General features: G+C 37.3%; 28 protein-coding genes and 1 pseudogene. 21 read left to right on the forward strand and 8 right to left on the reverse strand.

Going from position 1 to position 25553, the window contains the following annotated elements; genetic code table 11:
• Positions 1-3 precede the first annotated feature (3 nt).
• From RCG25_RS11680 to RCG25_RS11700, 5 genes are all read left to right on the forward strand, one after another.
• Entirely contained in the window at positions 4-1227 is a 1224-nt protein-coding gene (locus tag RCG25_RS11680) for an NAD(P)/FAD-dependent oxidoreductase (RefSeq protein WP_308083816.1), read from the forward strand.
• Positions 1228-1343: 116 nt separating this feature from the next.
• A complete protein-coding gene (locus RCG25_RS11685) occupies positions 1344-1652 on the forward strand; it encodes a DUF3870 domain-containing protein (RefSeq protein ID WP_308084162.1) in 309 nt (102 codons plus the stop codon).
• A gap of 163 nt (positions 1653-1815) precedes the next feature.
• Entirely contained in the window at positions 1816-2478 is a 663-nt protein-coding gene (locus RCG25_RS11690; protein WP_308083817.1) for a CoA transferase subunit A, read from the forward strand.
• Entirely contained in the window at positions 2475-3149 is a 675-nt protein-coding gene (locus tag RCG25_RS11695; RefSeq protein ID WP_308083818.1) for a 3-oxoacid CoA-transferase subunit B, read from the forward strand. The genes RCG25_RS11690 and RCG25_RS11695 overlap by 4 nt, the downstream gene beginning before the upstream one ends.
• Entirely contained in the window at positions 3149-4345 is a 1197-nt protein-coding gene (locus tag RCG25_RS11700; RefSeq protein WP_308083819.1) for a thiolase family protein, read from the forward strand. Before RCG25_RS11695 ends, RCG25_RS11700 begins: the two co-directional genes overlap by 1 nt.
• 195 nt (positions 4346-4540) lie before the next feature.
• Here the strand turns inward: RCG25_RS11700 and RCG25_RS11705 are convergent, their stop codons facing one another.
• Positions 4541-4738, reverse strand: coding sequence for a hypothetical protein (locus RCG25_RS11705; RefSeq protein WP_308083820.1), 198 nt, complete (start codon positions 4736-4738; stop codon positions 4541-4543).
• 265 nt (positions 4739-5003) lie between these two features.
• Here RCG25_RS11705 and RCG25_RS11710 point away from each other — a divergent pair, with 265 nt between their 5' ends.
• Entirely contained in the window at positions 5004-5309 is a 306-nt protein-coding gene (locus tag RCG25_RS11710; RefSeq protein WP_308083821.1) for a BC1872 family protein, read from the forward strand.
• An 846-nt stretch (positions 5310-6155) separates the two neighbouring features.
• On the opposite strand, the gene RCG25_RS11715 is transcribed toward RCG25_RS11710, so the two are convergent.
• Positions 6156-6860, reverse strand: coding sequence for a DUF421 domain-containing protein (locus RCG25_RS11715; RefSeq protein ID WP_308083822.1), 705 nt, complete (start codon positions 6858-6860; stop codon positions 6156-6158).
• A 155-nt stretch (positions 6861-7015) separates the two neighbouring features.
• Here RCG25_RS11715 and RCG25_RS11720 point away from each other — a divergent pair, with 155 nt between their 5' ends.
• Positions 7016-8071 carry an LLM class flavin-dependent oxidoreductase gene (locus tag RCG25_RS11720; RefSeq protein WP_308083823.1) on the forward strand — a complete coding sequence of 352 codons (1056 nt, stop codon included), beginning with the start codon at positions 7016-7018 and terminating at the stop codon, positions 8069-8071.
• A 130-nt stretch (positions 8072-8201) separates the two neighbouring features.
• On the opposite strand, the gene RCG25_RS11725 is transcribed toward RCG25_RS11720, so the two are convergent.
• The 3 genes from RCG25_RS11725 to RCG25_RS11735 form a co-directional block, all read right to left on the reverse strand.
• On the reverse strand, positions 8202-8729 hold the full coding sequence (locus RCG25_RS11725; RefSeq protein WP_308083824.1) for a GNAT family N-acetyltransferase: 528 nt from the start codon (positions 8727-8729) through the stop codon (positions 8202-8204).
• Between the two features lie 332 nt (positions 8730-9061).
• The gene (sleB, locus tag RCG25_RS11730) at positions 9062-9712 is read right to left on the reverse strand and encodes a spore cortex-lytic enzyme (RefSeq protein ID WP_374121046.1); all 651 of its coding nucleotides are present in this window, start codon (positions 9710-9712) and stop codon (positions 9062-9064) included.
• A gap of 204 nt (positions 9713-9916) precedes the next feature.
• Complete coding sequence (locus RCG25_RS11735; protein ID WP_308083825.1) at positions 9917-10699, reverse strand: Cof-type HAD-IIB family hydrolase; 783 nt, start codon at positions 10697-10699, stop codon at positions 9917-9919.
• 225 nt (positions 10700-10924) lie between these two features.
• Between RCG25_RS11735 and RCG25_RS11740 the strand changes: the two genes are divergently transcribed.
• From RCG25_RS11740 to RCG25_RS11755, 4 genes and pseudogenes are all read left to right on the forward strand, one after another.
• A complete protein-coding gene (locus tag RCG25_RS11740; RefSeq protein ID WP_308083826.1) occupies positions 10925-11941 on the forward strand; it encodes an NADP-dependent oxidoreductase in 1017 nt (338 codons plus the stop codon).
• A gap of 352 nt (positions 11942-12293) precedes the next feature.
• Positions 12294-12424 (forward strand): annotated as a pseudogene (locus tag RCG25_RS11745) (transposase); the annotation flags it as partial.
• A gap of 16 nt (positions 12425-12440) precedes the next feature.
• Entirely contained in the window at positions 12441-13493 is a 1053-nt protein-coding gene (locus tag RCG25_RS11750; RefSeq protein ID WP_308083827.1) for a hypothetical protein, read from the forward strand.
• A gap of 99 nt (positions 13494-13592) precedes the next feature.
• Positions 13593-13925, forward strand: a complete 333-nt coding sequence (locus RCG25_RS11755; RefSeq protein ID WP_308083828.1) for a hypothetical protein — start codon at positions 13593-13595, stop codon at positions 13923-13925.
• A gap of 247 nt (positions 13926-14172) precedes the next feature.
• Here RCG25_RS11755 and RCG25_RS11760 read toward each other — a convergent pair whose 3' ends face one another.
• Positions 14173-14379 carry a hypothetical protein gene (locus RCG25_RS11760; RefSeq protein WP_308083829.1) on the reverse strand — a complete coding sequence of 69 codons (207 nt, stop codon included), beginning with the start codon at positions 14377-14379 and terminating at the stop codon, positions 14173-14175.
• A 225-nt stretch (positions 14380-14604) separates the two neighbouring features.
• Here RCG25_RS11760 and RCG25_RS11765 point away from each other — a divergent pair, with 225 nt between their 5' ends.
• From RCG25_RS11765 to RCG25_RS11780, 4 genes are all read left to right on the forward strand, one after another.
• Complete coding sequence (locus tag RCG25_RS11765; protein ID WP_308083830.1) at positions 14605-14937, forward strand: nuclear transport factor 2 family protein; 333 nt, start codon at positions 14605-14607, stop codon at positions 14935-14937.
• A 150-nt stretch (positions 14938-15087) separates the two neighbouring features.
• Positions 15088-16257, forward strand: a complete 1170-nt coding sequence (locus tag RCG25_RS11770; RefSeq protein ID WP_308083831.1) for a DUF3800 domain-containing protein — start codon at positions 15088-15090, stop codon at positions 16255-16257.
• A 149-nt stretch (positions 16258-16406) separates the two neighbouring features.
• Complete coding sequence (locus RCG25_RS11775) at positions 16407-16910, forward strand: DinB family protein (protein ID WP_308083832.1); 504 nt, start codon at positions 16407-16409, stop codon at positions 16908-16910.
• Between the two features lie 189 nt (positions 16911-17099).
• The gene (locus RCG25_RS11780; RefSeq protein WP_308083833.1) at positions 17100-18215 is read left to right on the forward strand and encodes a cysteine desulfurase family protein; all 1116 of its coding nucleotides are present in this window, start codon (positions 17100-17102) and stop codon (positions 18213-18215) included.
• 185 nt (positions 18216-18400) lie between these two features.
• On the opposite strand, the gene RCG25_RS11785 is transcribed toward RCG25_RS11780, so the two are convergent.
• Positions 18401-18547 carry a hypothetical protein gene (locus RCG25_RS11785; RefSeq protein WP_308083834.1) on the reverse strand — a complete coding sequence of 49 codons (147 nt, stop codon included), beginning with the start codon at positions 18545-18547 and terminating at the stop codon, positions 18401-18403.
• Between the two features lie 204 nt (positions 18548-18751).
• Between RCG25_RS11785 and RCG25_RS11790 the strand changes: the two genes are divergently transcribed.
• A complete protein-coding gene (locus RCG25_RS11790) occupies positions 18752-18910 on the forward strand; it encodes a hypothetical protein (RefSeq protein WP_308083835.1) in 159 nt (52 codons plus the stop codon).
• A gap of 89 nt (positions 18911-18999) precedes the next feature.
• Here RCG25_RS11790 and RCG25_RS11795 read toward each other — a convergent pair whose 3' ends face one another.
• Complete coding sequence (locus RCG25_RS11795) at positions 19000-19674, reverse strand: Dph6-related ATP pyrophosphatase (protein WP_308083836.1); 675 nt, start codon at positions 19672-19674, stop codon at positions 19000-19002.
• A 311-nt stretch (positions 19675-19985) separates the two neighbouring features.
• On the opposite strand from RCG25_RS11795, the gene glnA reads away from it, so the two are divergent.
• From glnA to RCG25_RS11820, 5 genes are all read left to right on the forward strand, one after another.
• The gene (gene glnA / locus RCG25_RS11800) at positions 19986-21350 is read left to right on the forward strand and encodes a type I glutamate--ammonia ligase (RefSeq protein ID WP_308083837.1); all 1365 of its coding nucleotides are present in this window, start codon (positions 19986-19988) and stop codon (positions 21348-21350) included.
• 288 nt (positions 21351-21638) lie between these two features.
• A complete protein-coding gene (locus RCG25_RS11805; protein WP_308083838.1) occupies positions 21639-22598 on the forward strand; it encodes an aldolase catalytic domain-containing protein in 960 nt (319 codons plus the stop codon).
• 195 nt (positions 22599-22793) lie between these two features.
• On the forward strand, positions 22794-23789 hold the full coding sequence (locus RCG25_RS11810; RefSeq protein ID WP_308083839.1) for a hypothetical protein: 996 nt from the start codon (positions 22794-22796) through the stop codon (positions 23787-23789).
• 92 nt (positions 23790-23881) lie between these two features.
• Positions 23882-24781 carry a formyltetrahydrofolate deformylase gene (purU, locus tag RCG25_RS11815; protein WP_308083840.1) on the forward strand — a complete coding sequence of 300 codons (900 nt, stop codon included), beginning with the start codon at positions 23882-23884 and terminating at the stop codon, positions 24779-24781.
• Between the two features lie 176 nt (positions 24782-24957).
• Complete coding sequence (locus RCG25_RS11820) at positions 24958-25539, forward strand: cysteine hydrolase family protein (RefSeq protein ID WP_308083841.1); 582 nt, start codon at positions 24958-24960, stop codon at positions 25537-25539.
• Positions 25540-25553: the final 14 nt, after the last annotated feature.

The following is a 25553-nucleotide window of genomic DNA, read 5'->3' on the forward strand; positions in this document are numbered from 1 at the left end:
AGGATGAAAACTGATGTAGTGGTTGTCGGTGGGGGGCCAGCGGGATTGTCCGCTGCAATTGAAATGGGATCACGAGGTGTCAGAGTCGTAGTGGTCGATGATCATCCCACGCCAGGGGGGAAATTACTAGGTCAACTTCACGAAGAAGGAAATGCAAAGATATGGTGGAAGGGTAGGGAGTATGCAGAAGATTTAATTCGGAAGGCCCGTTCAGCTAATGTACAAATTTTATCAGGAAAGCAAGTTTGGGGATTGGAAGCTGGGTGGAAAGTACATGTTTCAGATCTCACCAAAAATGAAGAAGCCTTGGTCATCAATGCTGAATGTGTTTTGCTTGCAACAGGAGCAGTTGAAAAACCGGTCCCCCTCCCAGGTTGGACGCTCCCAGGGGTAATTTCGATTGGCGCTGCACAGGTAATGACAAATGTCTATGGAGTATTACCAGGAAAAAAAGTAATTGTGGCTGGGATAGATATTCTATCATTATCCATTGCACGTGCAATGAAACTTGCTGGTGCTGATGTAGTTGGAATCTATATGCTTCCTAATAATCCTTTTTCTCCATTTTCATCGCCAATATCACAATTAGATACATTAAAAGATCTAATCCCTCATGCTCCTTCAAGATGGATAAGAGGTAGTGGAAAACTATTAAAATCTAAAACAGGGAGAAAGTTAGCAGCACGCTTTTATCCTCCAATGGGTATTAAAATGTGGGGAATACCAATCTATATACGACATTCCTTGAATGCCATCATTGGTCAGACAGAAGTGTTGAGTGTATCTATAGCCAAGATAGATGTCAACGGCGGCCTCACTGAAAAGGTAACAAACATTAAAGTTGATTGTGTTTGTTTATCTGGTGGATTAACACCCCTTTATGAATTGGCAGCCACAGCTGGATGCAAATTTGTTCATATAGAAGGGTTATCAGGTGTAGTGCCACTCCATAATAGGGAACTACAAACGAATATACCCAATCTGTTTGTAGCTGGAAATATTACTGGAATTGAAAGTGCTAAAGTGGCTATGGCACAAGGCAGACTGGCTGGATTGTCAATTTGTAAACGATTAAATGCAGGGGCTGTCAGTGTGGCGGAAATAGAAAAAGGTAATAATCATGTTAATAGTGTAAGAGCTACTGCAGATATTCAATTTCATCCCAAAGTTATAGAAGCAAGATTGGAATTAGAAAAAATATGGAAGGAAAATGTAGTATTTTCTTAAAAGATAAGAGCTATTGACAAGTCACCTTCTAATTACTATAATTATTCTGAATCTTTACTATTATCTAAAAATAATAATTGTTTTTAGGAGGGGTTGTTATTAATCAATTAGAAACAGTGATTGTTACGGGTTATGCAAAAGCCCCTCAAGGGACATCCATGCATGAATTATATAAACATGCTGGAATTGTTTTGGAAATAAACCATCATAGTCATACCATAGAAAAAGCGGATTTCACTTTTGTGACTGGTCTAACTAAAGAATTTTTTGAAAAAATTCTCATTGGTTATTGTTTGAAAGATGGGATTGATCCTCTAGTCCAAAAAATAAAGGATCATTATTTCGCTCCATCCCAACAGGCGATCATTGTCGCACTCCAATCGGCAGTACAAAGATATTGGGACCATATTAATAATAAAATCTAGATTGGTTTTAATAAAGTGAGAGATTTTCCTCTCTCATGGTCTTATTAAAGCTGAGCAAATTTGAAAGGCTACAAAATGTTCTCCATTTTTGTAGCTTATTAGAATATTGCTCAGCTTTTTGCGTTTTTTAAGATTACTAGTAAATAACTTTGGAGGAATGAGAATGAATAAGCTAATTTCGGCAATGGAAGCAGCATCAATGATTAAAGATGGAAATAGGATCATGGTTGGAGGCTTTGGTTTAGTGGGCTGTCCATTAACCATATTGCGTTCGTTACAACAGTCAGGAACTGCAAAATTAGAAATAATTAGTAACAATCTTGGTGAGCCTGGGAAAGGGCTTGGCGTGCTTGTTAAGGAAAAAAGAGTTCGAAAAGGAATCGGTTCTTATTTTACAAGCAATCCAGATGTGGTAAAAGCCTACCAAATGGGAGAGTTAGACATTGAATTGCTCCCACAAGGAACGCTTTCAGAAGCAATTCGTGCTGGCGGGGCAGGAATTGCAGCCTTTTATACGCCAGTTGGTGCTGGTACGGAGATTACAAAAGGAAAAGAAGAGAGAGAAATTGAAGGTAAAAAATATATTCTACAGCCATCATTAAAGGCCGATATTGCCTTAATAAAAGCACATAAAGCAGATGAATTAGGAAATTTAGTATATATAAAATCAGCTAGAAACTTTAATCCTATTATGGCAACTGCGGCCAAAGTAGTGATTGCGGAGGTTGATCAAATTGTGAAGAAAGGTGAGTTATCACCCGAAGAAATCGTTACACCTCATCTCTTCGTAGATTATCTCGTTATGAAGGAGGAAGAAATCCAATGAGTGAAAAACATGTCATTGCAAAAAGGGCAGGTCTAGCTTTAGAAGATGGTGATATTGTCAATCTTGGCATTGGTATACCGACATTGGTTGCCGATTTTGTTCCCGAGGGAATTAAAGTCTACCTCCACTCAGAAAATGGAATTCTAGGTGTAGGATCCACCCCTCAAGCCGATGAAGTAGATAAGAACTTGGTGAATGCCGGTAAGCTTCCCGTTACGATTGAAGAAGGAGCTTCCTTCTTTGATAGTGCCTCTTCATTTGCGATGATTCGCGGTGGCCATGTAGATGTGTCCATTTTAGGAGTCCTCCAGGTAGATGAAAAAGGTCGTGTGGCAAACTGGGCTGTCCCTGGGAAGAGTGTATTAGGTGTCGGTGGAGCAATGGACTTGTTAGAGGGCTCAAGAAAAGTCATTGTCACCACTTTACACACCACCAAAGAAGGCGAATCTAAAATAGTAAAAGAATTACAGTACCCTATCACCTCACTTCGAAAAGTGGACCTAATCATAACGGAACTGGCAGTTTTCGAGGTGGATGAGGAAGGATTAGTCCTTATTGAAGTTTTACCTGGTCAAACTATCGAATCTGTCAAAGCAAAGACAGACGCGCGATTTATGATTGCTTTAAGCTGTAGGGAAAGTTTGGAGAATGAAAGGAGAGTGAAACAATAATGGTCGTTATTGTAAGTGCACTTAGAACGGCGGTCGGTAAATTTGGTGGTGCGCTTTCGTCAGTGCCACCAGAAGAATTGTTAGCTACTGTTATGAATAATAATTTATCTTCTGTTGGTTATAATTCTTCTATTGTAAATGAAGTAATAATTGGTCAAACAAAACAGAGTGCTGAAACTCCTAACATCGCAAGGGTAGCAGCATTAAAGGCCAGATTTCCAGAACAGGTGACTGGGCATACAGTACAAATGCAATGTGGTTCAGGACTTCAAGCCGTAATAAATGGAGTTATGTCCATCAAGACAGGTCAATCGGAGGTTGTTTTGGCAGGCGGAGTGGAATGTATGTCACAAGCACCATATTACTTTGTTGGAAATAGGAAGGGGGTAAAACCAGGGGATTTAACTTTATTTGATTCTAATACTCGTAGCCAACCATGCTCCCAGCCTCAAGATTTATATGGAACGTTTAATATGGGCCAAACAGCTGAATGGTTAGCAGAAAAATTTGAGATTTCTAGAGAAGAACAAGATCTCTTCGCACTTGATAGTCAAGAAAAAGCACTAAAAGCATTGGAGACCGAGCGATTTTCAGCTGAAATTGTGCCAATAAGTGTTCCTATTGGCAAGGGGGAAAGCTTGTTCTTTGCTGTTGATGAACATCCAAGAAGGACATCTCTTGAAAAATTATCCACCCTTAAGCCTGCCTTTAAGGAAGGGGGCACAGTGACAGCAGGTAATTCATCCGGTCGGAATGATGGGGCAGCGGTCTTAATGCTGATGAGTGAAGAAAAAGCAGAAAAACTGGGTCTTACCCCACTCGCAACTATTAAATCTTGGGCTGTGTCTGGTGTGTCGCCAAAAGAGATGGGCCTCGGTCCAGTTTCTGCCAGTGAAAAAGCTTTAGAGAAAGCTGGATTAACGGTAGAAGAGATTGATCTTATCGAATTGAATGAAGCGTTTGCTGCACAAGCAATTGCATGTCTAAAGCATTGGCCTGACCTAGACCGAAAAAAGGTAAATGTAAACGGCGGGGGGATTGCTTTAGGTCATCCACTAGGCTGTTCAGGTGCAAGAATCCTTGTTACCCTTCTTCATGAATTGCAAAAGACTAAGTTAACTTACGGACTGGCGACATTATGTATTGCAGGGGGCCAAGGAATTGCAATGGTAGTAGAGCGTTGGAGGGAAAGGTAGACTTTAAATAAATAGCTTATTAGTTACTATAAATATATTATGTAAACTTGGATGCAGGAATATTGTTCTTTTTAGATGAATGAAAGACATTTATGATTGAATGAGTAAGAGATTTGTCCTTCATTGGCAGGATGAAGGACATTTTTTATAAAGATTTATTGTATTTTGTCTTTCATAGCAATGACAGGGGGCTTATTAACCCTTTTTCAGCTTCATACCAAAAGTTAAGATTTCGTAATCATTCTTTAGCACATACCCATAATTTTTTGTATGGTCGATAACGATATCTCCATCAAGATATGCTTGTACTTCCGGGCTAACAAGGATAGTAATCTCCTCAAATAGATACACCTCATCATGTTCTACCTGCTCATCCTGAGCAAGTTCATACACAATAGTACTACCTCAACCACTCGTTTGATGAGCAATAATCCTAACAGAAGTTTTCTCAGGGACAACCGTTTTTAATTGAAGATATGCGTTTTTTGTTAGATTAATTTTCAATATGATCACCTCACTAATAAATTACCCTTCGTGAAAAACCTTTACACCTTTACAATGATAGCAAATTTTATTAAAAAAATTGACAATAAATAATATAGGACCGAAAAGCTAAAGTGGTAAAATAATAATGTCTAAAGAAAAGGAGCCAATACATATGAACAGAACAGAAATTATAGCTCGAAGAATACTAGGATGGAAATTAAATAGATGGGATCGATGGTATGATTTTGAAAAGGATACATTCATTCCTGTTTCAGATTTTGAACCTGAACATAACCTTGACCATGCAATGGTTATCGTTAAGAGATTAGAAAAATTAGGGTTTACATATAAATCAAATGACGTTTCCGAGGTTTGCTTTAATGATGTTTGTGAAATGGGAGAAACGTTAGCAGAAGCAATAACAAATGCTGCATTTTCAATCGCAGACAATAGTTCAGTGCCTGATGAATGGTTATAAAAAAATCGCTATTAAAAGAAGTGATCATATAAAATACTTTCGAGTGTTTTATAACTTTATTATGTAAAAAGGTCAGTTTAGTCTTTCATTTAATAATAGTGGAAGGGTAAATTACTTAAAACCAGGTTAAGATACTAACGGGTTCGGATACTTGTCACATTTTATAAAAATGCATTTAAAAATGTGCTCCTATTTGTTATACATTTTGTCCTGCTAAATGCAGGGCTTTTTGTTATGTAAAAACATTACAAAGTGCTGTTAAACCTATTGTATAGAGCATTTTAAGGTCAAGGCACGGTTACAACTGGATGTGGATTTCTTTGAAAAATAAACGGAAAAATTCCGTTTATCTTGGGAAATACCCATATTTCCTTAAAAATAAAGGGAGTTTTTCCGGTTATATGATCAAAATCTTTGGATTTTGTCTTAATTAGAGCAGTTAACCGGAATATCTCCGCTTATATCTGCTTCTTACTCTTCTTCTTTATACATTAACCGGAAATTCTCCGCCTATGAATTCTCATACCTACACGAAAATCAAAAATGAATAATAACAGAGCCAAGACCAAAGAAAAGCGTAGTTTTTTAATAAAAAAAAAAGCACTTTGCAGTCTTAAATGTAAGGTAACTGAAGTCTCTGTAATCCTACATTTTGATATACAAATTGGACTACACTTTCACGCCTACTTTTGTGATTTTCAGCGTTATATCAATAAAAAATGACCATCAAATTCACATACAAATTAATGGTCATTTTCATATACATTTTTAAGTTTTGTGATAGGTAACAGAACCCGTTATTAAGATACCCTGGTTTTAATAATTTAATGGTAGATAACAAAGTAACTACCGATAAAAAAAGACCTTAAGGTTATTATTTTTATCCACAGTTGCCAGCAAGACGTCTTTGATTTCAGTTTTATATATATTATCTAATTTAGAGATAACCCAATCTTCGTCCTTTTGTATTTGTTCTAACTCATTAGAAATGATTTTACCTTCTTTAATAATCGTCTTTGGTAAATCGAAAGGTTCTGTCTTTATTTGCATGGTCGATGGTGTAATGGGTTGGTAATTAGGATCTAGAAAAATGGATATTGTACCATCTGACTCCCAAAAAGCTAATGCCACGCTCGTGACATCTGCTACTTTTTCCTTACGTAATTCCCCTAGTAACAAATCTACAGAAATCCTTGCTTTTTTAAGGCCTTTATATAAAATCTCTCCATCTTTTACGAGTGGGATTGGTGCACTATTAATGAGCATTCTTAACCATGGCCATTTAAGAATGGTGAATATACCACCAAGATATAAGGTTACTAAAACAATGGTGGAAATGATGGACCCTTTTAACCCAAGATGCTGGTCAGACAACGGATGGGCAATAATGTTGCCAATGACTAGAGCAATAACAAAATCAAGCAATCTTAATTGGGAGATGGCACGTTGTCCTAGAACTTTACCAACGATGACCAAGAAGAAAAAACCAACAACAGCACGTAAAACCCATTCAAATGAGGTTAGTGATTCTTGACTTTGAAAAAAATTCATTTAATGCACCCTTTTTCCAGTAAACTAAAACTTATTGTTTCTCTGATATGTTTTTAATAACCTAAATTCAGTGCTAAAAAATAAAAATATTACTGGTAATGGTATATACTTACATAGTCTCAAAGAGCAGAAGTGTAAAATAGGAGGAATGAACTTTGGAGATAGGAATTAGTACCTTTGTAGAAACCACACCGGACGTTCAGACCGGAGAAGTAATAAGTCATGCACAGAGAATACGTGAAGTAGTCGAAGAAATTGTTCTCGCCGACCAAATTGGATTGGATGTGTTTGGCGTCGGGGAGCATCATCGAAAGGATTATGCAGCTTCTTCACCTGCAGTTGTTCTGGCTGCTGCAGCATCACAAACGAAGCGGATCCGGTTGACTAGTGCCGTTACGGTACTATCTTCTTCAGATCCAGTACGTGTATTTCATGATTTTTCTACACTTGATGCTATTTCAAATGGACGAGCAGAAATCATGGCCGGAAGGGGTTCCTTCATTGAATCGTTCCCGCTGTTTGGCTACAATCTAAGGGATTATGATGAATTATTCGAGGAGAAACTGGATCTCCTGTTAAAATTACGCGAGTCTGAGAAAGTAACTTGGAAAGGGAGGCATCGGCCAGCCATTACTAACCTTGGCGTGTATCCAAGACCTGTTCAAGACCCCCTCCCAGTATGGATTGGCAGTGGTGGAAACACGGAATCAGTTATTCGAGCAGGTGTCCTTGGCTTACCACTAGTTCTAGCCATTATTGGTGGAAGTCCAGTTAGATTTGCACCCTTGGTTAAACTTTACAAGAGAGCTGCAGCACAAGCAGGGCACGATTTGTCGAAACTATCTGTTGCCTCACACTCACATGGTTTTATCGCTGAAACAACTCATCTAGCAGCAGATAAATTTTTCCCTTCTACCCAGCAAGCTATGAATGTGCTAGGAAGGGAGCGGGGATGGGGACATTACGACCGTTCAAGCTTCGATGCAGCAAGAAGCTTTGAAGGAGCACTGTACGTTGGCGATTCAGAAACAGTTGCTCAAAAAATCATTCACCTTCGAAAGAATGTTGGAATCACACGTTTTTTCCTTCACGTTCCTGTAGGTACGATGCCTCATGAAGAGGTCATGAAAGCTATTGAACTGTTGGGTAAAGAGGTAGCGCCTAAGGTTCGAGAGGAAATCGCTGAGTGGGAAGGCACAAATAACAGTTGATAGCATTAACTACCAAACTGATAGCTGTTTGATAGGAGTCCTTATCAAATTGATAGTTAGAAAAGGTACAATAAAAGCTTGTAGAAAGAAGTCCAAATGGACCAATTCTACAAGCTTTTATTTATGTTGATCAAGTATTCCTTAAAACAGTAATAAACCCATCGAGGATCTGGTGGCTTATTTTGAAACCTTTCCCTTCATAGAACTTTAAGGCTTCATCGTTTCCGTTTGATACAAAAATAAACAAATCATCAATTGTCGGAAATGAACGTAACCAATCCCTCGACTTTTCGAATAAAACGGAACCAATGCCAAGGCTACGATAACCTTCCTTGATATAAAACTGTGAAAGACAACCGACATCTTCATTATTAACTGAGTCAAGATCAAAAAAGGTAGCAAAATCATTTGAATACGTTTCCTTTGGTGAAATGTTGCTATACACATATCCCACAATTTTATCATCATCTTTTGCTACTACTATGTAATTATATTTGGCGCTGTTGACAGAAGGGATCATTCTAGTTTCAAAATTCATGTTATCAAAAAATTCAGGATGAATGGTTGCTTTAGATTTTTGATAAGCCATTAATTCATTTACAAGATCCTTTAGGCAACTAATATTATCTTCAGAAATTACTTCGTATTGGATAGCCATAAATAAATTTCCTTTCTAGAGATTAATAAAGTGGTAATTAATAGCTATTAAAAGTATATGATAAGTCATTACTAATTCCAATTTTAAATAATTGGCTTTGTTAAACTTGTCTGTTGATTTCCGCTCCAGGCGCGAACGGTTCGTGGGTGTTTCGGCGAGCCTCCTCGGCGCTTGCGCCTGCGGGGTCTCTCCTGAACCATACTCCCACAGGAGTCTTCGCGCCTTCCGCTCCAATCAACAGGGTGTAAAAATCAACAATGTTCTTTTATACAGGCAAATAAATAAAAAGCTGTCATATACAAGAAATGATTCGTTGTATATGACAGCTATATTTATTTGCAAAATATGTGTTTCCCAATTTTTTTGATCTGGGGTCGACTCCAGATCCAACTGCTCGTCGCAGTAGCGGGGTTAAAATAATATAGAGCTCCACCACTAGGATCCCATCCATTTATGGCATCAAGAACTGCTTTTTTTGCTGTTTCATTTGGTGTTAAATTTATTTGTCCATCCGCAACAGCCGTGAAGGCTCTAGGTTCATAGATGACTCCTGCGACGGTATTAGGGAAAGATATACTTTGGACCCTATTAAGGATAACGGCAGCTACAGCTACTTGGCCCTCATATGGTTCTCCACGTGATTCTCCGTAAACAGCGTTTGCCATCAACTGTATGTCATTTTGGGAATAGCCGTTTGGAACATTTGAGCTATTAACAGAATTTCCTTTCTTTTCATATTTTGTCGCTCTCACCAGCATTTCTTTCGTTTTGGCGCCTACAACTCCATCAACAGGGAGTCCAAATTTGTCCTGAAAATTCCTAACCGCCCAGTAGGTATCCCAACCAAACACACCATCTATCTTACTTTTGTAAAAACCATTATATGTAAGTCGTGTTTGCAATTCAATTACGTCTTCCCCAACAGCCCCTTGCTGTAGGACTTGATTTGAAAATGATTGTACTACTTTACTTTGGTCTCCCATTAGTCAATACGATTACAGTTAATATGGTAAAAATCAGCGGTATTTTTATGAATGTACTCAATTGCACTACTTAACCTCCAAACCAACTATAATTAATATATTTACATATTCTTACCTTTTCTATGTAAAAGCATAAAAAATAAAGGGAGATTATCTTGGTTCAGATAATCTCCCTTTATTTTTTATTATGGAAGAGAAAAATTTTTAGATTAATCCTAGACGTTCTAAACCATATCTTACTCCGTCTTCTTCTGCTGAGAGTGTTACCATATTGGCCACTTGTTTCAATTCATCGCGCCCAGACCCCATAGCCACTCCCATTCCAACCAAGGACAGCATTTCGATATCATTTAGGCCATCTCCAAATGCAACAGCCTCGTCGGGTGCTATTCCTAGTTTTTCTAATAGTTTAGTAATACCAACTGCTTTGTTGGAGTTAGACAAATTAACATCACAGGTTCTAGCTCCTGAACTCCATCTTCTGAAATCTAACTCGGGTACATTGGTTTGATAGTGAAGCTCTTCCTCCAAATCGCAATGTAAGAATAATTGGTATATGTCTTCATCTGTCCAAAATTGAGCGGGTGCAAGCTCGGGCTTCCATGGATCGTGTTGGTACGCTTCAATCACGTATGGGTGGCTTAGATCTGTGGACTTAAAGCTTGTGCCGCTTAAGAAAGTGAGTGGATGCTGAAAATCATTTGATAATAAATGTACTTTTTCTAAAATCTGTTTATTTATAGCGCTCTTATATATTTCTATCCCTTGGTGATAAGCATAGGACCCATTAAAAAAGACCATGGATTCTACTCCGGTTTCTTGAATTATGGAATCTGAAAAATAGGGTGCTCTCCCCGTAGCGATGATAAGCTGTATCTTTTTCTCCCTCAACTGCTGGATCGCAGCCTTAGTAGCGTGACTCAATTTTGTTTTTCCATGAGGAAGGATCGTTCCGTCTACATCTAAGATGACTAACTTGTAATTCATAAACTCTCTCCTAAAATGTATTCTCAGTGGGTTACGCAAAGTATAAGCACAGTATAACACATCGGTCTTCAATCCCGTGCAAGAAGGACTTAGATATGAGTATAACTCAGTTTGAAAAAATTAACTCATGAAAAAAAAGCAGGGAAATGAGATTACAAAATTGAACTTATAAACAAAGCAACTAACGGCAGTTACATGCTGTATTTTAATGAATGGAGTGATTGCATGAGCAAGAATGTCAATCGAAAAATATTATTAGCTAGTCGTCCTAACGGAATGCCAGATGCAAGTAATTTTGAAATTATTGAGAGCCGGATTCCGGAAATTAGTGAGGGAGAGGTACTCATCCGTACTCTTTATCTATCAGTGGATCCTTATATGCGCGGTAGAATGTCGGATGCAAAATCCTATGCGAAACCTTATGAGGTGGGAGAACCATTTATTGGAGGTATGGTTGGAGAAATCGTTGAATCTAAAAATCCACGGTTTCAAAAGGGACAATATGTGGAAGGCCGCCTGGAGTGGGCAGAATATAATGTGTCAGATGGTAGTACCATTCGGAAGGTTAATCCTGAATTAGCGCCGATTACCACGGCCCTTCATGTACTAGGAATGCCTGGGTTAACTGCCTATTTTGGGTTAATGTTCATAGGACAGCCGAAGGAAGGGGAAACAGTAGTTGTTTCAGGAGCATCGGGAGCAGTTGGAACAATTGTTGGTCAAATTGCAAAGTTAAAAGGCTGCCGTGTAGTAGGAATTGCAGGAGCAGATGATAAATGTAGCTTTTTAACAGAAGAATTAGGCTTTGATGCTGCTATTAACTATAAAACAGTAGAAAACCTCCGCAAGGCACTAAAGGAAGCTTGTCCTTCAGGAGTCGATGTTTATTTCGACAATGTCGGAGGTAAAGTAAGTGATGCTGTAATGACATTGATTAACTTTCAGTCTCGAACAGCTATTTGCGGACAAATCTCGCAGTATAACTTAGAAAAGCCGGAGATAGGACCAAGGGTAGCGGGGCAACTGCTGACAACTAGTTCATTGATGAAAGGCTTTATTGTATCTGATTATGCAGATCATAATAAGGAAGGATTAATTCAGTTATCACAATGGGTAAAAGAAGGTAAGATTCAATACCGCGAGAATATCGTTGAAGGCTTTGAAAATACGGTGGAAGCATTTCTAGGACTATTCCGTGGAGATAACATTGGTAAACAGTTAGTGAAGGTAGCGGAGGAATAAGAAAAATTCAAGCTCCCTAATAAGGGGCACAATAATAGTGTCCCTTATTAAGCTGCTTTTTCATTAAATACGAAGGACTAAATTCATAAGAAGAAAGAAGCTCTTTTTACAGATTTTCCGAACGAGAAAGCCCATGCAGGGCCTTAGCCCGTCTTTAGACATGGGATGTTCGTGAGGTCAAATGCGGAGTTCCACATAAACCGAAAGGTTTGTGGTGCTTCAAGCATTTGAAAGTATCACGTCCTTTTTTTGATTCAAAGTTGCAGTAATAATAGTAAACTAATAAAATGTAAGTATGGAAGAATATAGAAGAACTAGTGCTACCGTATCCTTAATCAACTATCCTAAACAATTGCGTGAAGAATTTCCGCATCTACAACACTTGCAAGTTTGTGGACACGTTCTTATTTTGTTTCCACTGCTGGAAATGTATCGAGTGAAGCGATAAAACGATACGTTGAAAATCAGAAAAAGCGTAACTAGAAAGGAGCTGATACCTATGGCAAGAAAGACTACACCGACTTATACACTCGAACTCCCATTAATTATTCCAGTTTGGCAACAACACCGTTTGGAAAAGAAATTCAATATTGCTCGGTACGTCTACAATTCTTGTCTGGGTGAAGCTCTCAAACGTCATAAACGTGTGAAAGTGGATAAAGAGCATCGTGCTTTGCTTTGTGTTCCAAAGTCTAAAGAACGTGAAAAAAAGCTTTCAGATATACGTTTAGCCTACGGCTTTTCTGAATATGGTTTGCACGATTTCGTGAGAAATGTTCAGCGCAAATTTAAGGGAAATATCGGTAGCTTTGAAGCACAAAAACTTGCTACAAGGGCTTTTCAAGCAGTCGAGAAACTCCATTTTGGAAAAGCAAAAAAAGTGCACATCAAAGCGTATGATGATGATATTTCTGTTGAAAACAAATCAAATGCTACTGGCTTGCGGTATGCAGATGGCAACATTCTTTGGGGAGAAAAACCTACAAAGAAACAGCCTAAGCCTAAGAGCCGGCTTTGTATCCCTGTTGTACCAAAAGCAAAGGATGAATATGCACACCTAGCCTTAATGGATAAGACAAAGTACGTGCGGATCTTGAAGCGTGAAGTGCGTGGCAAGGTTCGCTTTTTTGTCCAACTTGTTCAAGAAGGCTATCCTCCAACAAAACGAAATCGTAAGGTGGCTGATGATGAAAGCAAACGGGTAGGGATCGACATTGGTTCCTCTACAATCGCCATTAGTAGTGAAAAAACAGTACAACTTCGAGAACTAGCCCCAGAATGCCATGCTGACGAGAAGAAATTCCGTTGTATTCAGCGAGCAATGGACCGATCACAACGCTCCACTAATCCTCAAAACTATAACGAGAACAGCACTACTAAAAAAGGGAGAAAGACGTGGACGTATTCCAAGCGTTATATCCAACTTCGCCGAGAGCGAAAAGAGCTGTTTCGTAAAATAGCTGTCCACCGAAAACAGTCCCATGAGAAGTTAGCGAACGAAATCTTAGCACTTGGTTCGGATGTACGAGTGGAAACCATGCGATTTCAATAGCTACAAAAACGAGCGAAGAAAACGACCCGAAATAAGAAAAACGGCAAGATTAACTCTAAGAAACGGTTTGGTAAATCCATCGCGAATCATGCTCCTTCCATGCTGCTAACGATTATTGACCGAAAACTAAGGTATCAAGGACGGTCAATCAAGAAAATTGATACCTATGCTACAAAGGCTAGTCAGTTCAATCATTTGACCTGTGAGTATACGAAGAAGCAACTTTCAGATCGTTGGAATTACGTAGGGGAATATCGAATCCAACGTGATTTATATAGTGCTTTTTTAATCGGAAACTCAACGGAAACGCTCAATAGGGTTAACCTGGACTTATGCAACGCACAATGGGACATCTTTGTTGAACTGCATAACCGTGAAATTGCACGGTTAAAACAATTATCTAGTAACACTTTGCGTTGGTTTGTAGCGTAAACACAAATCTGATTGGTCGTGACAACGCCCAAGAGAAGTCGGTATGAAAAGCACACGAGGGGTCTAAGGCCTGCTTGGAGAAGTGCCTTGCTATACGCAATACATCCGTTAATGTTCTAGGAGAATGTACACCAGTGTTTCGGTAGAAACTCTTTCTGGAAGGAAAGATAAGGGTACCGTTGAGAAGTGTACGAGGTAACATTATCCCCTATACCCTAGAACCTCATTGCTTTAGCTGTGGGAGTTGTCAGTTTTTGATTGGTGGATTGTTTACGTCTACATGAAACGGAAGAGAATTGTCCGCTTTGTCATTTCCATAGAACTGCTCCTGGATTTCGTTATTTGCCCTATCTTCTTCAGAACCATCTGAAACGTAGTTCCTAGACCTGAAGTCATAAAATAATTGATCCATTTGTTGATTTGCTTCTACTGCCTCATTTTTGTTTTCTTTCACATTTAAACGCCCCTTTTAATCATTTGTAAATATTTTTCCCATTCTGTGCTAAAAGTACAAGTATGTGAAAAAAGTTTTTAAAAGTAGGAAAGAACATGCTTCATGAATTACTCGTAAACTGTCCTTCATAAGCGATACTGAGATACCATTCTAGAGTGAAAAAGTTTACAACCAACGCTCACACTTTTAATATAAAATCAATAAATAGTAATGGAGTGGAAGCTTATGACGATTGAACAGGTTGTTCAACAACAAATTGAATACTACAACAAACAGGATATTGAAGGTTTTGCCAGTACATATGCAGATGATATTAGGGTTTACACATTTCCGGATAACACCATAACCTTAAGTGGAAAACAAGAATTGATTGAAAGGTATACAGAAACATTCAAAAAGAAGAATTTTGCGGACATAAAAAATCGTTCCATTGTCGGCAACAAAGTAATAGATTGGGAAATTGCAACGAGCGGGCTTACTGGAGAAAGTACAAGCTTAATGGCCATTTATGAAGTAGAGAACAATTTAATATCAAAGGTTTGGTTTATACGAGAGTAGGACTTCCATGATGGAAGTTCTTTTTTTGAATCACATGACGTTAATCCTTTAAAGTGATGGAGGACAGGCACCAAAAAATAATTTTTTAGAGGGTTAGAGTATTCTTTGTTGAATTTGTTTATAAAAGTAAAATTTGTGAGGTGGGAGACCTTGGACGAGATTCAATATGGATTTTTAGATGAATTTGGGGATTATCGTTTTGACTTTGATAAAAGCGATGTTTCAACCCACTTTATTATTGTTGCCATTCTTGTAAAAGATTCTAATAAAGCTAGTTTAGAGCAAGAAATGGATAGGATAAGACAAGTATATGTTCAAACTGGGGATCTAACTTCTAGAAGTTTCGACAATGACCATACTCAAAGAATGCAAATTTTGAATGAAATAAAGGATTTACCTTTTAGTGTATATGCCTATGCAATTGATAAGCGAAAAATAAGAGAAGACAGCGGCATCATGTCTAAAACTTCATTTTTAAAATATGTAAATAAAATGGTCTATAGGGACCTGAATAGAACGTTTGAACAGCTTGACCTGGTGGCAGACGACCGAGATGAAAAATCATTTATACGAGAATTTAAAAGGTATATAAGAACAAAGAGTATCCCTGATTTATTTAATCATTCAACATTTGGGTTTAACAATAGTAAATCGAATAATCTTCTTCAGTTGGCAGATGTAATCGCTGGAACTTTGGCAAAAGGCTATGATCGTACCCACCAATCTGACCAGTACCGCTCATTTTTCAAAATTATAAGAAATAAAATAGCAGCCATTAATCTATTACCTCTTGATTATAAGGACTTTCTCTATGATTATAAATCAACGAATCAGGATTCTAGGTACAATGACGTTATCATCCAACATTCGGTGAATCTAACCTATCAATATATTGAAAAACATCGAAAAAGTGAGGAAGATGAAGAAAAGCTTCGAATCGATTTTCTTAAGTTTCTTTTATTTAATCTGAAAGAAAATCCTGATGAATATGTGTATACGGAAGAAATCTTAGATAATCTAAATGCCATTAGGGACTTAAAACTAAATCCGCACAACTTCCGCTCAACCGTGGTGTCTAAGCTCCGTGATAGTGGTCTCTTAATTGCTAGCAGCAATAAGGGCTATAAATTACCTGCTTGCTTAAACGATTTATATGATTTTGTGAATCTATCAAGTCTAACAATCCACCCAATGATTCAAAGAATATCCAAGTGCAGGGATCAAATTCTTTTAGCAACCGATAATGAAATCGACATTCTTGGGCAAAAAGGATATGGTTATCTGAAAAAACTTATTGAATTGGAAAAGTTAGGAATTTAAATATTAGGTAGCTCAACTAGGAAAAGAACAAATAAGGGAAGTTTGTAATTATCGTTATGAATGGTATACTTTTTTTGTCATAATCATGCCTGTCATATCAATGAATTCCCTAAAGGTCTTAAAAATACGAAAAACGGAGGAAAAACAAAATGTATACTTCAATAGCTGAATTTATCCAAGAATGGAATCAGGAAGCAGGGTCTACACAAAAAGTATTAGATGCGTTAACCGACAATTCCCTTCAACAACAGGTTTCATCGGAAGACCGTACATTAGGCCGAATTGCCTGGCACATTGTTACAAGTACTCCTGGAATGCTAATCGAGTTCGGAATCAAGGTGGAACCGGTAGAAAATTCAGGAACCGTTCCTTCCTCAGCAAAGGAAATGGCAGAAACATTTCGAAAGGTCAGTGCCGATACATTTGACGCAGTGAAACAGCAATGGACGGATGATTCCCTAAAGGAAATGGTTAATGTGTTTGGTATGACAATGCCAAAAGCAGTAACACTTTCATTGCTCATCAAGCACATCATTCATCACCGTGGTCAAATGACAGTCCTCATGCGTCAGGCAGGATTGAAGGTTCCAGGTATTTATGGGCCAGCAAGAGAAGAATGGACTCATATTGGAATGGATGCTCCAGCACTTTAACATGTCAAGATAGAGAGAGCCCTTTAAATGCAAAGCTGCATTTAAAAGGCTTTTTTTATTTATGAATGGGTTGATTGTTAACCTCAAGCTAAATGGAATAGAAGACAAATGGAGGGTAAATGCGAATACAACTTGTGGTAGAATTAGATAAACATAGGTGAAATGATCCTTAGAAGGGATGAGGGCAATTTGGAAAATATATATATGGATTACAATGCTAGTACCCCTTTGGCTCCTGAGGTAGTTGGTGCGATGAAACCTCTGCTACAGGATTATTATGGAAATCCTTCAGCCTTACATTGGTCAGGAAAACCAGTTAAGGAATTTTTATATAAAGCAAGAGAACAGGTGGCTGAATTAATTGCTTGTTCTCCTGGGGAAATCATTTTTACGAGTGGTGGAAGTGAGGCAAATAACCTTGCTTTAAAAGGGTTTTATTTTAAAAATAAGCATAAAGGCAACCATATCATTACTTCTAAAATAGAACATCCCGCTATTGTAAGTCCGTGTAAGTTCCTTGAACAAGTAGGGGCAAGGATAACTTACGTAGGCGTTGACCGGTATGGAAGAGTATCACCTGAAGAAATCGAAAAGGCTATTACAAAAGAAACAATTCTGATTACAGTCATGCACTCCAATAATGAAATAGGCACGTTACAGCCGATAAAGGAGATTGGGGCAATAGCGGAAAGGAATGGAATTGCCTTTCATACAGATGCTTCTCAATCCGTTGGAAAAGTCCCTGTCCAAGTGAATGATTTAAAAGTAGACATGCTAACGATTGCTGGTCATAAACTATATGCACCGAAAGGAATTGGTGCGCTATATATAAGAGATGGAATCCAACTTGAACCACTGATACATGGAGCGGGGCATGAATTTGGACTTCGTGCTGGTACCGAAAATACTTTACTAGCAGTGGGATTGGGTAAGGCATGTGAAATCGCTTCGAAAGAAGTACGGAATCATAGAATAAAAGATTTGATCGACTATTTTTGGGGGCAACTAAAGGGAAAGTTTGGTGAACAGGTTTTGCTGAATGGACATCCTGAGGAACGGCTGCCGAATACCTTGAATGTAAGTTTTGTAAATAAAATAGGCCAAGAACTACTAGAGTCTATTCCTAGTCTTGCTGCATCAACTGGATCAGCGTGTCATGCTGGAAGCATAGAACTATCACCTGTTTTAAAGGAGATGAATGTTCCTGAAGAGGTTGGAATGGGAGCAATCCGGTTTAGTTTAGGCAGGAATACAACCAAGGAAGAAATTGATAGAGTGATTTTATTGTTAAATAAAATAATATGATATCAAACAACCTGTTTAGAAAAATACAAACTAAAGTGGATCGTCTGGAGAATATGGTATCCATAATATAAAGAGCCCTTGTTTAGGGCTTTTTATAATGGATATGAACTTCAAGTGAATAATTTTTCTAATGCGAGTGATTTAAGAAGTGAAAAAGGGAAAATGGCCTTTTCCAGCACTATTATTTAGTCTAGTGTTTTTATTTCTGTTAAATGTACTAATTCAATATTATGTATGCTTCCGACTTCCTTAATCTCGCAATAACCTGAAGTATACTTATAAAGAATTACATATCTCTTGCCATTGTAAAAAACATGCGAATTGTTCTCCATTATTAGTCTCCACCCTTCAACTTTTTCTTTTTCAATATATTAGAAGGATATGAAAAGTATGTTACTTTTTTAGAGAAACGATCGAAAAAAGAAAGAAATTGACGTAACGGATTTAATATAGGATTAAAGAAATATTTAGTAAACATAGTGTTTTCTTAAAATGTAAGCGCATACATTTATTAATAAGCACTGGAGGTGATGTAATTGATCTATCCTTATGGTAAAGATTATATCCAATACTTGAATGATGAAGGATATTCTAGAATCACCTATGAACAATGGAAAAATAAAATTAGTAAGCAAGAATTAGGTAAAGGGAAAAATGGTAAAGACCAGATTCACTCTGGTCCGAAGTACAAGTAGGAAGCGCCAATAGGCGTTTTTTTTTATTTTTTCGGAATTGACAATTCCTACAAGAAATAAAGTTAGTAGTTTAATAATTAAAGCTAATTTCAATCATTTAGATAATATCCTATAAATTCCAATTTCTTAGTTGTTTCAAGTTGGATGACTTCTCCATTCTCCAATTGGACCTTTTTCGAAAATAAGGGACCATCATATACGAAGGTATGGTATTCACCTGACTCTCCCATTGGGCAAATAGTAGTACTATTTACATCATGGAGGAACGATTCATCAAGACTTCTACCAAGCCAAGTCTCATCTAGTACATCCTCTCTTACACGAACAACAACTGCTTTATAGCCAGATTGGACAAAATTTCTCAGCAGTTGCAATGCATCTTCCTTTTGGGACCATAGGGGATACATTGATTCCAAACCTGCAGCGTCAGCAACTTTTTCGCCCCAATCACGGTGTTCGTCTAAATATAAATCTCCATATGCAATGCCCGTAATTTTATATTGTTTCTTTAAGGTTAGAAGAGCTATAACAAATTGATCTGTATAAGTGTCGTAGGAGCATTCGATAAAGTGAACAGGTATAGAAAGAGCTTCTCCTTGTAAAATAATCATTTCTGTGAGCTCACCATGACCGAAGGTTCGACCAAGTTCTTTGGGAACGGTTGTAACAAAGCATGCGATCTCGTATCCTTTCTTTATTAGCATATCCAAAGCCATACAACAATCTTTCCCACCACTCCAAGATAATGCAATTCGTTTCTTCACGATAGTTCACCCTCACTAGCATAATTATGTAGTTTGTAATATTGATAGTTTAGCATAAAAAAATCCTCCTTATTTAACTGAGACGAAACAATAATAAGTATTTATGCGAATAGATGAATATATATTGGGTGTAAAATTTAATGAAAGCTCAATATTATAGATCTGAAAATGAAAACGCTTACTTAAATAATGGTATAAATATTCAAATAATATACTTAAAAAAGATTGTCAAACTAACTTTTTTTAACTATAATCATAGTATTAATTAATGATGTTATAAAATCTAACATGAAAACGAGAGGTAATGTAACATGACTGAAACACTTATTTCAAAGGTACCTGTAGATACAACAACATTAGAACAAATTAAAGAAACGATCAAAGAAAAAAGCGTTGAACTATTACATTTGCAATTCGTTGATATTGAAGGGATTCTAAAGCATATCACTGTTACAAGTGAGCAATTAGAAGATGTAGTAGAAGGTAAAATGATGTTTGATGGCTCCTCAATTAAAGGTTTTTCGCCTATAAATAAATCAGACCTTTACCTTCAACCAGATCTAGCCACGTTTGCTGTTCTACCTTGGACAGTTGAATCGGGTTATGCAGAAGGTCGATTCTTATGCTCTATTAACAATCCGGACGGAACACCTTTTGATGGGGATACAAGAAATGTTCTAAAGAAAACGGTAGCTCGTGCGGCTGATCATGGTTATACCATTTCAGTTGGCCCTGAATTAGAGTTTTTTCTTTTTAAAACGGATGAAAATGGGTATGCAACACAAGAAATCAGTGATAAGGCAGGCTATTTCGAACCTTCACCACATGATTTGGGCGAACGCGTCCGTTTAGAAATTTACCGCGCGTTAAAAGCAATGGGCTTTACCATTGAGGCATCTCACCACGAAGTAGCTGAAGGGCAGCATGAAATTAACTTTAAATATTCAGATGTTCTTACGGCAGCAGACCTTGCAACTACATATAAATGGGTCGTAAAGACCGTTGCGAAGAAATTCGGATTACATGCTACATTTATGCCGAAACCAGTCTTTGGAATTAATGGCTCTGGTATGCATGTTAATATGTCTTTCTTTGAAGGAAGCGAAAATGCATTCTATGATCCTTCAGATGAGTTACAATTATCGGAAAAAGCGTATCAGTTTATTGCAGGTGTAATAGAAAATGTAAAAAGTTTTACGGCAGTAACCAATCCGCTAGTAAACTCTTATAAGCGTTTAGTACCTGGTTATGAAGCTCCTTGCTATATCGCATGGTCTGCTTCAAACCGCTCAGCGCTTATTCGTATCCCAGCAAAGAAAGGTCTTGCTACACGTGTAGAATTACGCTGTCCAGACCCATCATCAAACCCTTACTTAACATTTGCAGTCATTGCTTCTTCAGGGTTGGATGGAATTGAAAAAGGATTACAAGCACCAGCTCCAATTAATGAAGATATCTTCCACATGACAGAAGAAGAAAGAGCATTCCTAGGCATTGATAACCTGCCAGGAAGTTTAGCTGATGCGTTAAAAGCTTTAGAATCAGGAGAGATCGCTTCAAAAACATTAGGTCAGCACGTCTATAGTGAGTATGTTTCTATGAAGAAAGCGGAATGGGATAGTTACCGTACAGCAGTTCATGCTTGGGAAATTGATAACTATCATACTAAATTCTAAATAAAAAAGCAGGGTAGTTCAGGCTGAACGATAAACTTTTTGTCAACAGCCTCAGTGTCCCTGCTTTTTTTAATTGACTATGCTAAAGGTCGATGTTGATTTTATAACTTGTTGATTATATTGAAAATCAACATCCTAGTTAAAAATGATTACTTTTAATAAGTCGAATTTTCGGAAAAAGATTGACTCCGTACAACAACCGTGATATAAACACAATAAGATATTTTAGTACGTAAAAGCGTAAAAGGTAAATTGATAAAAATGGGACAAACAGGGGGATTAATTATCATGGAACAACATTCCAAAATTTTAGACTGTACTATTCGTGACGGAGGCTTAGTTAACAATTGGGATTTTAGCGTTGAATTTGTTCAAGACTTGTATAATGGTTTAAGTGAAGCGGGAGTGGAATACATGGAGATTGGCTACAAGAATTCTCCTAAGCTTCTTAAAGCAACTGAACCCAATCCATGGAGATTTCTTGATGATAACTTTCTCAAAGAAATTATTCCTGTGAAAAAGTTCACGAAGCTATCAGCTCTTGTCGATATTGGGCGGGTTGATCCCAATGACATACTACCCCGTGAGCATAGTGTTTTAGACATGATTCGAGTTGCTTGCTATATTCGAGAAGTAGATAAGGGCTTAGAGCTTGTACAAATGTTTCATGATTTGGGATATGAAACTTCACTAAACATTATGGCTTTATCAAGTGTCCCCGAGCAACAGCTTATTAAAGCGTTTGAATTGGTGAAGGAAAGTCCTGTTGATGTAGTATATATCGTTGATTCTTTTGGAAGCTTGGACCCCACTGATATTGAGCACCAAGTAAAAAAGTTTAAAGCGATGGTACCTAACAAGCAACTTGGAATTCATACACATAACAACATGCAGTTAGCGTTCGCTAATACATTAACTGCAATCCGAAATGGGGTTACCTTTCTTGATTCTTCTGTTTATGGCATGGGGCGTGCGGCTGGTAACTGTAACACTGAGCTGCTCGTTAGTTACATCCAGAAATCAAGCTATGAGATTAAACCTGTTCTTGGCGTAATTGAAAAGCACATGCTTGAAATGCGTCAAAAGTGGGAATGGGGCTATATCATTCCTTATATGATTTCTGGTGTACTTAATGAACATCCACGTGTCGCCATGGCTTATCGTGATAGTACCGATCGTGATAAGTTTGTAGATTTTTATGACAAAGTGACATCGCCCGAAGTATCTGTGGCAACAGCTACGAAATAGGTCAGCCTGTTAAGAACTCTTATCAATGTGGATAAAGCACAAAGATATACTATCAAAAACGTCCTTAGGGGCGTTTTTTAAATCACTCATGTGAACAATTTCACAAAACGTTCAATATTAGGTTGGATATGAATTTGATTTATCCTGTATATTAACACTATAGTCACATTGTTTATATAACTAGGGGGATTACTGATGAAAAAGATATTTCAGATACTATTAATAGTAGGACTTATAATGACACCTTTTTTTGCACAAGCTCATGTGAAGTGGTTCACAAATGTTACTCCACATAAAGAGTCTATTGAACATATACTTTCTCCGATGTTTTTATTTTTTACATTACTTGCAGCTGTTGTTTTAGCCACATTAACATTGATTATTCCAAAAATGGCTGAATGGGGCCCAGTGAAAAAAATGGAGGATCGCCTTTCTAGTTTAAGAAAGTATTCTCGATATTTATTAAAATACGGAACAGCCATTGCGCTAATGATTCAAATGATAAATGGAACACTATTTGCTCCTGAGTTCCATGTCACTAATACATTCATTACCGTAATAACGTGGGTTACCATTGGATTTTTATTGATTCCGCATCATATCTCAACTAAAATTGGTGCTTCTATTCTCTTAGGTTTATTTATTTATGTAACCATCCATCATGGAATTTTCTATATGCTAGACTACGGATTTTATGTAGCAATCATAGGTGTACTATTAGTGGGAAGTACTAAGCTTGAGAAGGCGGGGTTCCCATTTCTCTATCTGGGTACAGGATTATCGCTTAGCTGGGTTGCCGTTGAAAAATGGGTGTATCCAGGTATGGCATTAGATATTGTCGCTAACCACCATGTGCCTACATTTGGCTTTGAACCAGGATTATTTGTTGTTATGGCAGCTTTTATCGAATTTGTCGTAGGGTATTTATTAGTTGTGGGTATTTTAAATCGGGTGCTAGGTTTTGTGGTAACCGGGATTTTTATCTCAACAACGATGCTCTTTGGAATGACAGAAGTGATCGGCCATTTTATGATTCACATTGTTTTAATCATTTTCATTATTGAGGGTGTTTCATTCTATAACCCACCAATTAAAATGCATAAAACAAAAACAGATCAATTTATCTTTGTATTCTTAAACTTCATTTTTGTTTTAGCGACCTTTTTATTGATTTACTACCGCTTTGCATAAGAATCTTTAGTTAAGAATTTTCAAATAATTATTTAACAAATAAGGGCAACTCATGTATAATGTTTTAAACAATGATTGCGAGGTCCTTGCCCATGAACTCCTATATTAAAAATCAAATCGAATTATTTCAAGAAAAGAATAAGAATCGTGGATGTCTATTAGTTAGTTGCCCCGATCAACCAGGTATTGTTTCAGCCATATCAAAATTCTTGTTTTCATATAATGCAAATATTATTGAATCAAGTCAATATTCAACCAATCCTGAGGGAGGAACATTTTTCATTCGTATTGAATTTGAATGCCCGGGTCTAAAGGAAAAAGCGAAAGAAATTGAAAAACAGTTTGCAGAAATTGTTGATAAGTTCTCAATGAAATGGAATTTTACCCATGTATATCATGTGAAAAAAGCTGCAATCTTTGTATCAAAAGAACTGCATTGTTTGCTTGAGCTTTTATGGGAATGGCAAAGTGGAGATTTGATGACTGACATCGCACTTGTCATAAGCAATCATGAAAACGCAAGAGAGGTTGTCGAAGGGTTAAATATACCGTTTTATTATGTTCCAGCAAATAAAGAGATTCGCGGACAAGCCGAAGAAAGACAACTTCAACTATTAAGAGAGTATGAGATTGATTTCGTTGTATTAGCACGTTATATGCAGATCTTATCACCGAAGTTTGTTGAGGGAAATCCAAATAAAATTATTAATATTCACCATTCATTTTTACCAGCCTTTGTTGGTGCTAGGCCCTATGAAAGAGCATTTAATCGCGGTGTAAAATTAATAGGAGCGACCTCTCATTATGTTACCAATGACCTTGATGAAGGACCGATTATTGAACAGGATATTAGTCGTGTCGATCACCATGATAATGTTGAAAGCCTTAAAAAAATTGGTAGGAAAATTGAAAGAAGCGTGTTGGCTAGAGCGGTAAAATGGCATATAGAAGACCGTATTATTGTTCATCAAAATAAAACGATCGTTTTCTAAGAATCCCTATTTATAGGGATTTTTTTGATTAGGTATACTATTTGTGTCCTGCAGTTAATAATTCCATATTACATCTCACTTACCCATGTCTATGCATTACTTATCTATGAATATAGAGGGTCAATTTTACACAAAGTAAACTTGATTAAACTAGATTTAAGGTAAGGAGATACTTGATGCAAAACTTTTTAAAACCACCAGCACTATTAGTTCTGGATGTTCAAGTGGGTTTTGATGATCCATATTGGGGGAAACGCAATAATTTGCAGGCGGAGGACAATATCCTAAGGTTGCTAACAGAATGGCGGAAGAAGAAATGGCCGGTTATCTATTCACAACATTTATCCCTGTTGTCCTACTCACCACTTAACTATAAGAATAAGGATGGAACGGAGTTTAAAGCGAGTATTCGACCAATAGCAGGAGAAATGGTTTTTCAAAAAAACGTTAATAGTGCATTTATCGGAACACAACTGGAAACCTATTTACATGGTCAACAAATCAAATCGGTTGTGATTACAGGTCTTTCTACACAACATTGTGTTTCAACTACTACTCGAATGAGTGCGAACTTAGGATTCGATACTTACATGATTGAAGACGCCATTGCTGCATTTGAAATTACAGATCACAAAGGGGTTAAGCATTCCGCTGATGAAATACACAAAATAGAATTAGCTACGCTAAATAAAGAGTTTGCTACTATATTAACTACCGATGAATTTATTACACAGCTATTAAATAAAGCGCAAGATTGATGCTTGCGCTTTCT

Source organism: Neobacillus sp. PS2-9, assembly GCF_030915525.1.
Taxonomy (GTDB): domain Bacteria; phylum Bacillota; class Bacilli; order Bacillales; family Cytobacillaceae; genus Neobacillus.

Bases quoted from the DNA above. Each gene is read 5' to 3' on its own strand.
- RCG25_RS11750 (WP_308083827.1), top strand. From the start codon at position 12,441: ATGGCAAGAAAGACTACACCGACTTATACACTCGAACTCCCATTAATT.
- RCG25_RS11715 (WP_308083822.1), bottom strand. From the start codon at position 6,860: ATGAATTTTTTTCAAAGTCAAGAATCACTAACCTCATTTGAATGGGTT.
- RCG25_RS11820 (WP_308083841.1), top strand. From the start codon at position 24,958: ATGCAAAACTTTTTAAAACCACCAGCACTATTAGTTCTGGATGTTCAA.
- RCG25_RS11735 (WP_308083825.1), bottom strand. From the start codon at position 10,699: ATGAATTACAAGTTAGTCATCTTAGATGTAGACGGAACGATCCTTCCT.
- RCG25_RS11695 (WP_308083818.1), top strand. From the start codon at position 2,475: ATGAGTGAAAAACATGTCATTGCAAAAAGGGCAGGTCTAGCTTTAGAA.
- RCG25_RS11765 (WP_308083830.1), top strand. From the start codon at position 14,605: ATGACGATTGAACAGGTTGTTCAACAACAAATTGAATACTACAACAAA.
- RCG25_RS11710 (WP_308083821.1), top strand. From the start codon at position 5,004: ATGAACAGAACAGAAATTATAGCTCGAAGAATACTAGGATGGAAATTA.
- RCG25_RS11755 (WP_308083828.1), top strand. From the start codon at position 13,593: ATGCTGCTAACGATTATTGACCGAAAACTAAGGTATCAAGGACGGTCA.
- RCG25_RS11740 (WP_308083826.1), top strand. From the start codon at position 10,925: ATGAGCAAGAATGTCAATCGAAAAATATTATTAGCTAGTCGTCCTAAC.
- RCG25_RS11785 (WP_308083834.1), bottom strand. From the start codon at position 18,547: ATGGAGAACAATTCGCATGTTTTTTACAATGGCAAGAGATATGTAATT.
- RCG25_RS11700 (WP_308083819.1), top strand. From the start codon at position 3,149: ATGGTCGTTATTGTAAGTGCACTTAGAACGGCGGTCGGTAAATTTGGT.
- RCG25_RS11805 (WP_308083838.1), top strand. From the start codon at position 21,639: ATGGAACAACATTCCAAAATTTTAGACTGTACTATTCGTGACGGAGGC.
- purU (WP_308083840.1), top strand. From the start codon at position 23,882: ATGAACTCCTATATTAAAAATCAAATCGAATTATTTCAAGAAAAGAAT.
- RCG25_RS11725 (WP_308083824.1), bottom strand. From the start codon at position 8,729: ATGGCTATCCAATACGAAGTAATTTCTGAAGATAATATTAGTTGCCTA.
- RCG25_RS11810 (WP_308083839.1), top strand. From the start codon at position 22,794: ATGAAAAAGATATTTCAGATACTATTAATAGTAGGACTTATAATGACA.
- RCG25_RS11680 (WP_308083816.1), top strand. From the start codon at position 4: ATGAAAACTGATGTAGTGGTTGTCGGTGGGGGGCCAGCGGGATTGTCC.
- RCG25_RS11690 (WP_308083817.1), top strand. From the start codon at position 1,816: ATGAATAAGCTAATTTCGGCAATGGAAGCAGCATCAATGATTAAAGAT.
- RCG25_RS11775 (WP_308083832.1), top strand. From the start codon at position 16,407: ATGTATACTTCAATAGCTGAATTTATCCAAGAATGGAATCAGGAAGCA.
- glnA (WP_308083837.1), top strand. From the start codon at position 19,986: ATGACTGAAACACTTATTTCAAAGGTACCTGTAGATACAACAACATTA.
- sleB (WP_374121046.1), bottom strand. From the start codon at position 9,712: ATGGGAGACCAAAGTAAAGTAGTACAATCATTTTCAAATCAAGTCCTA.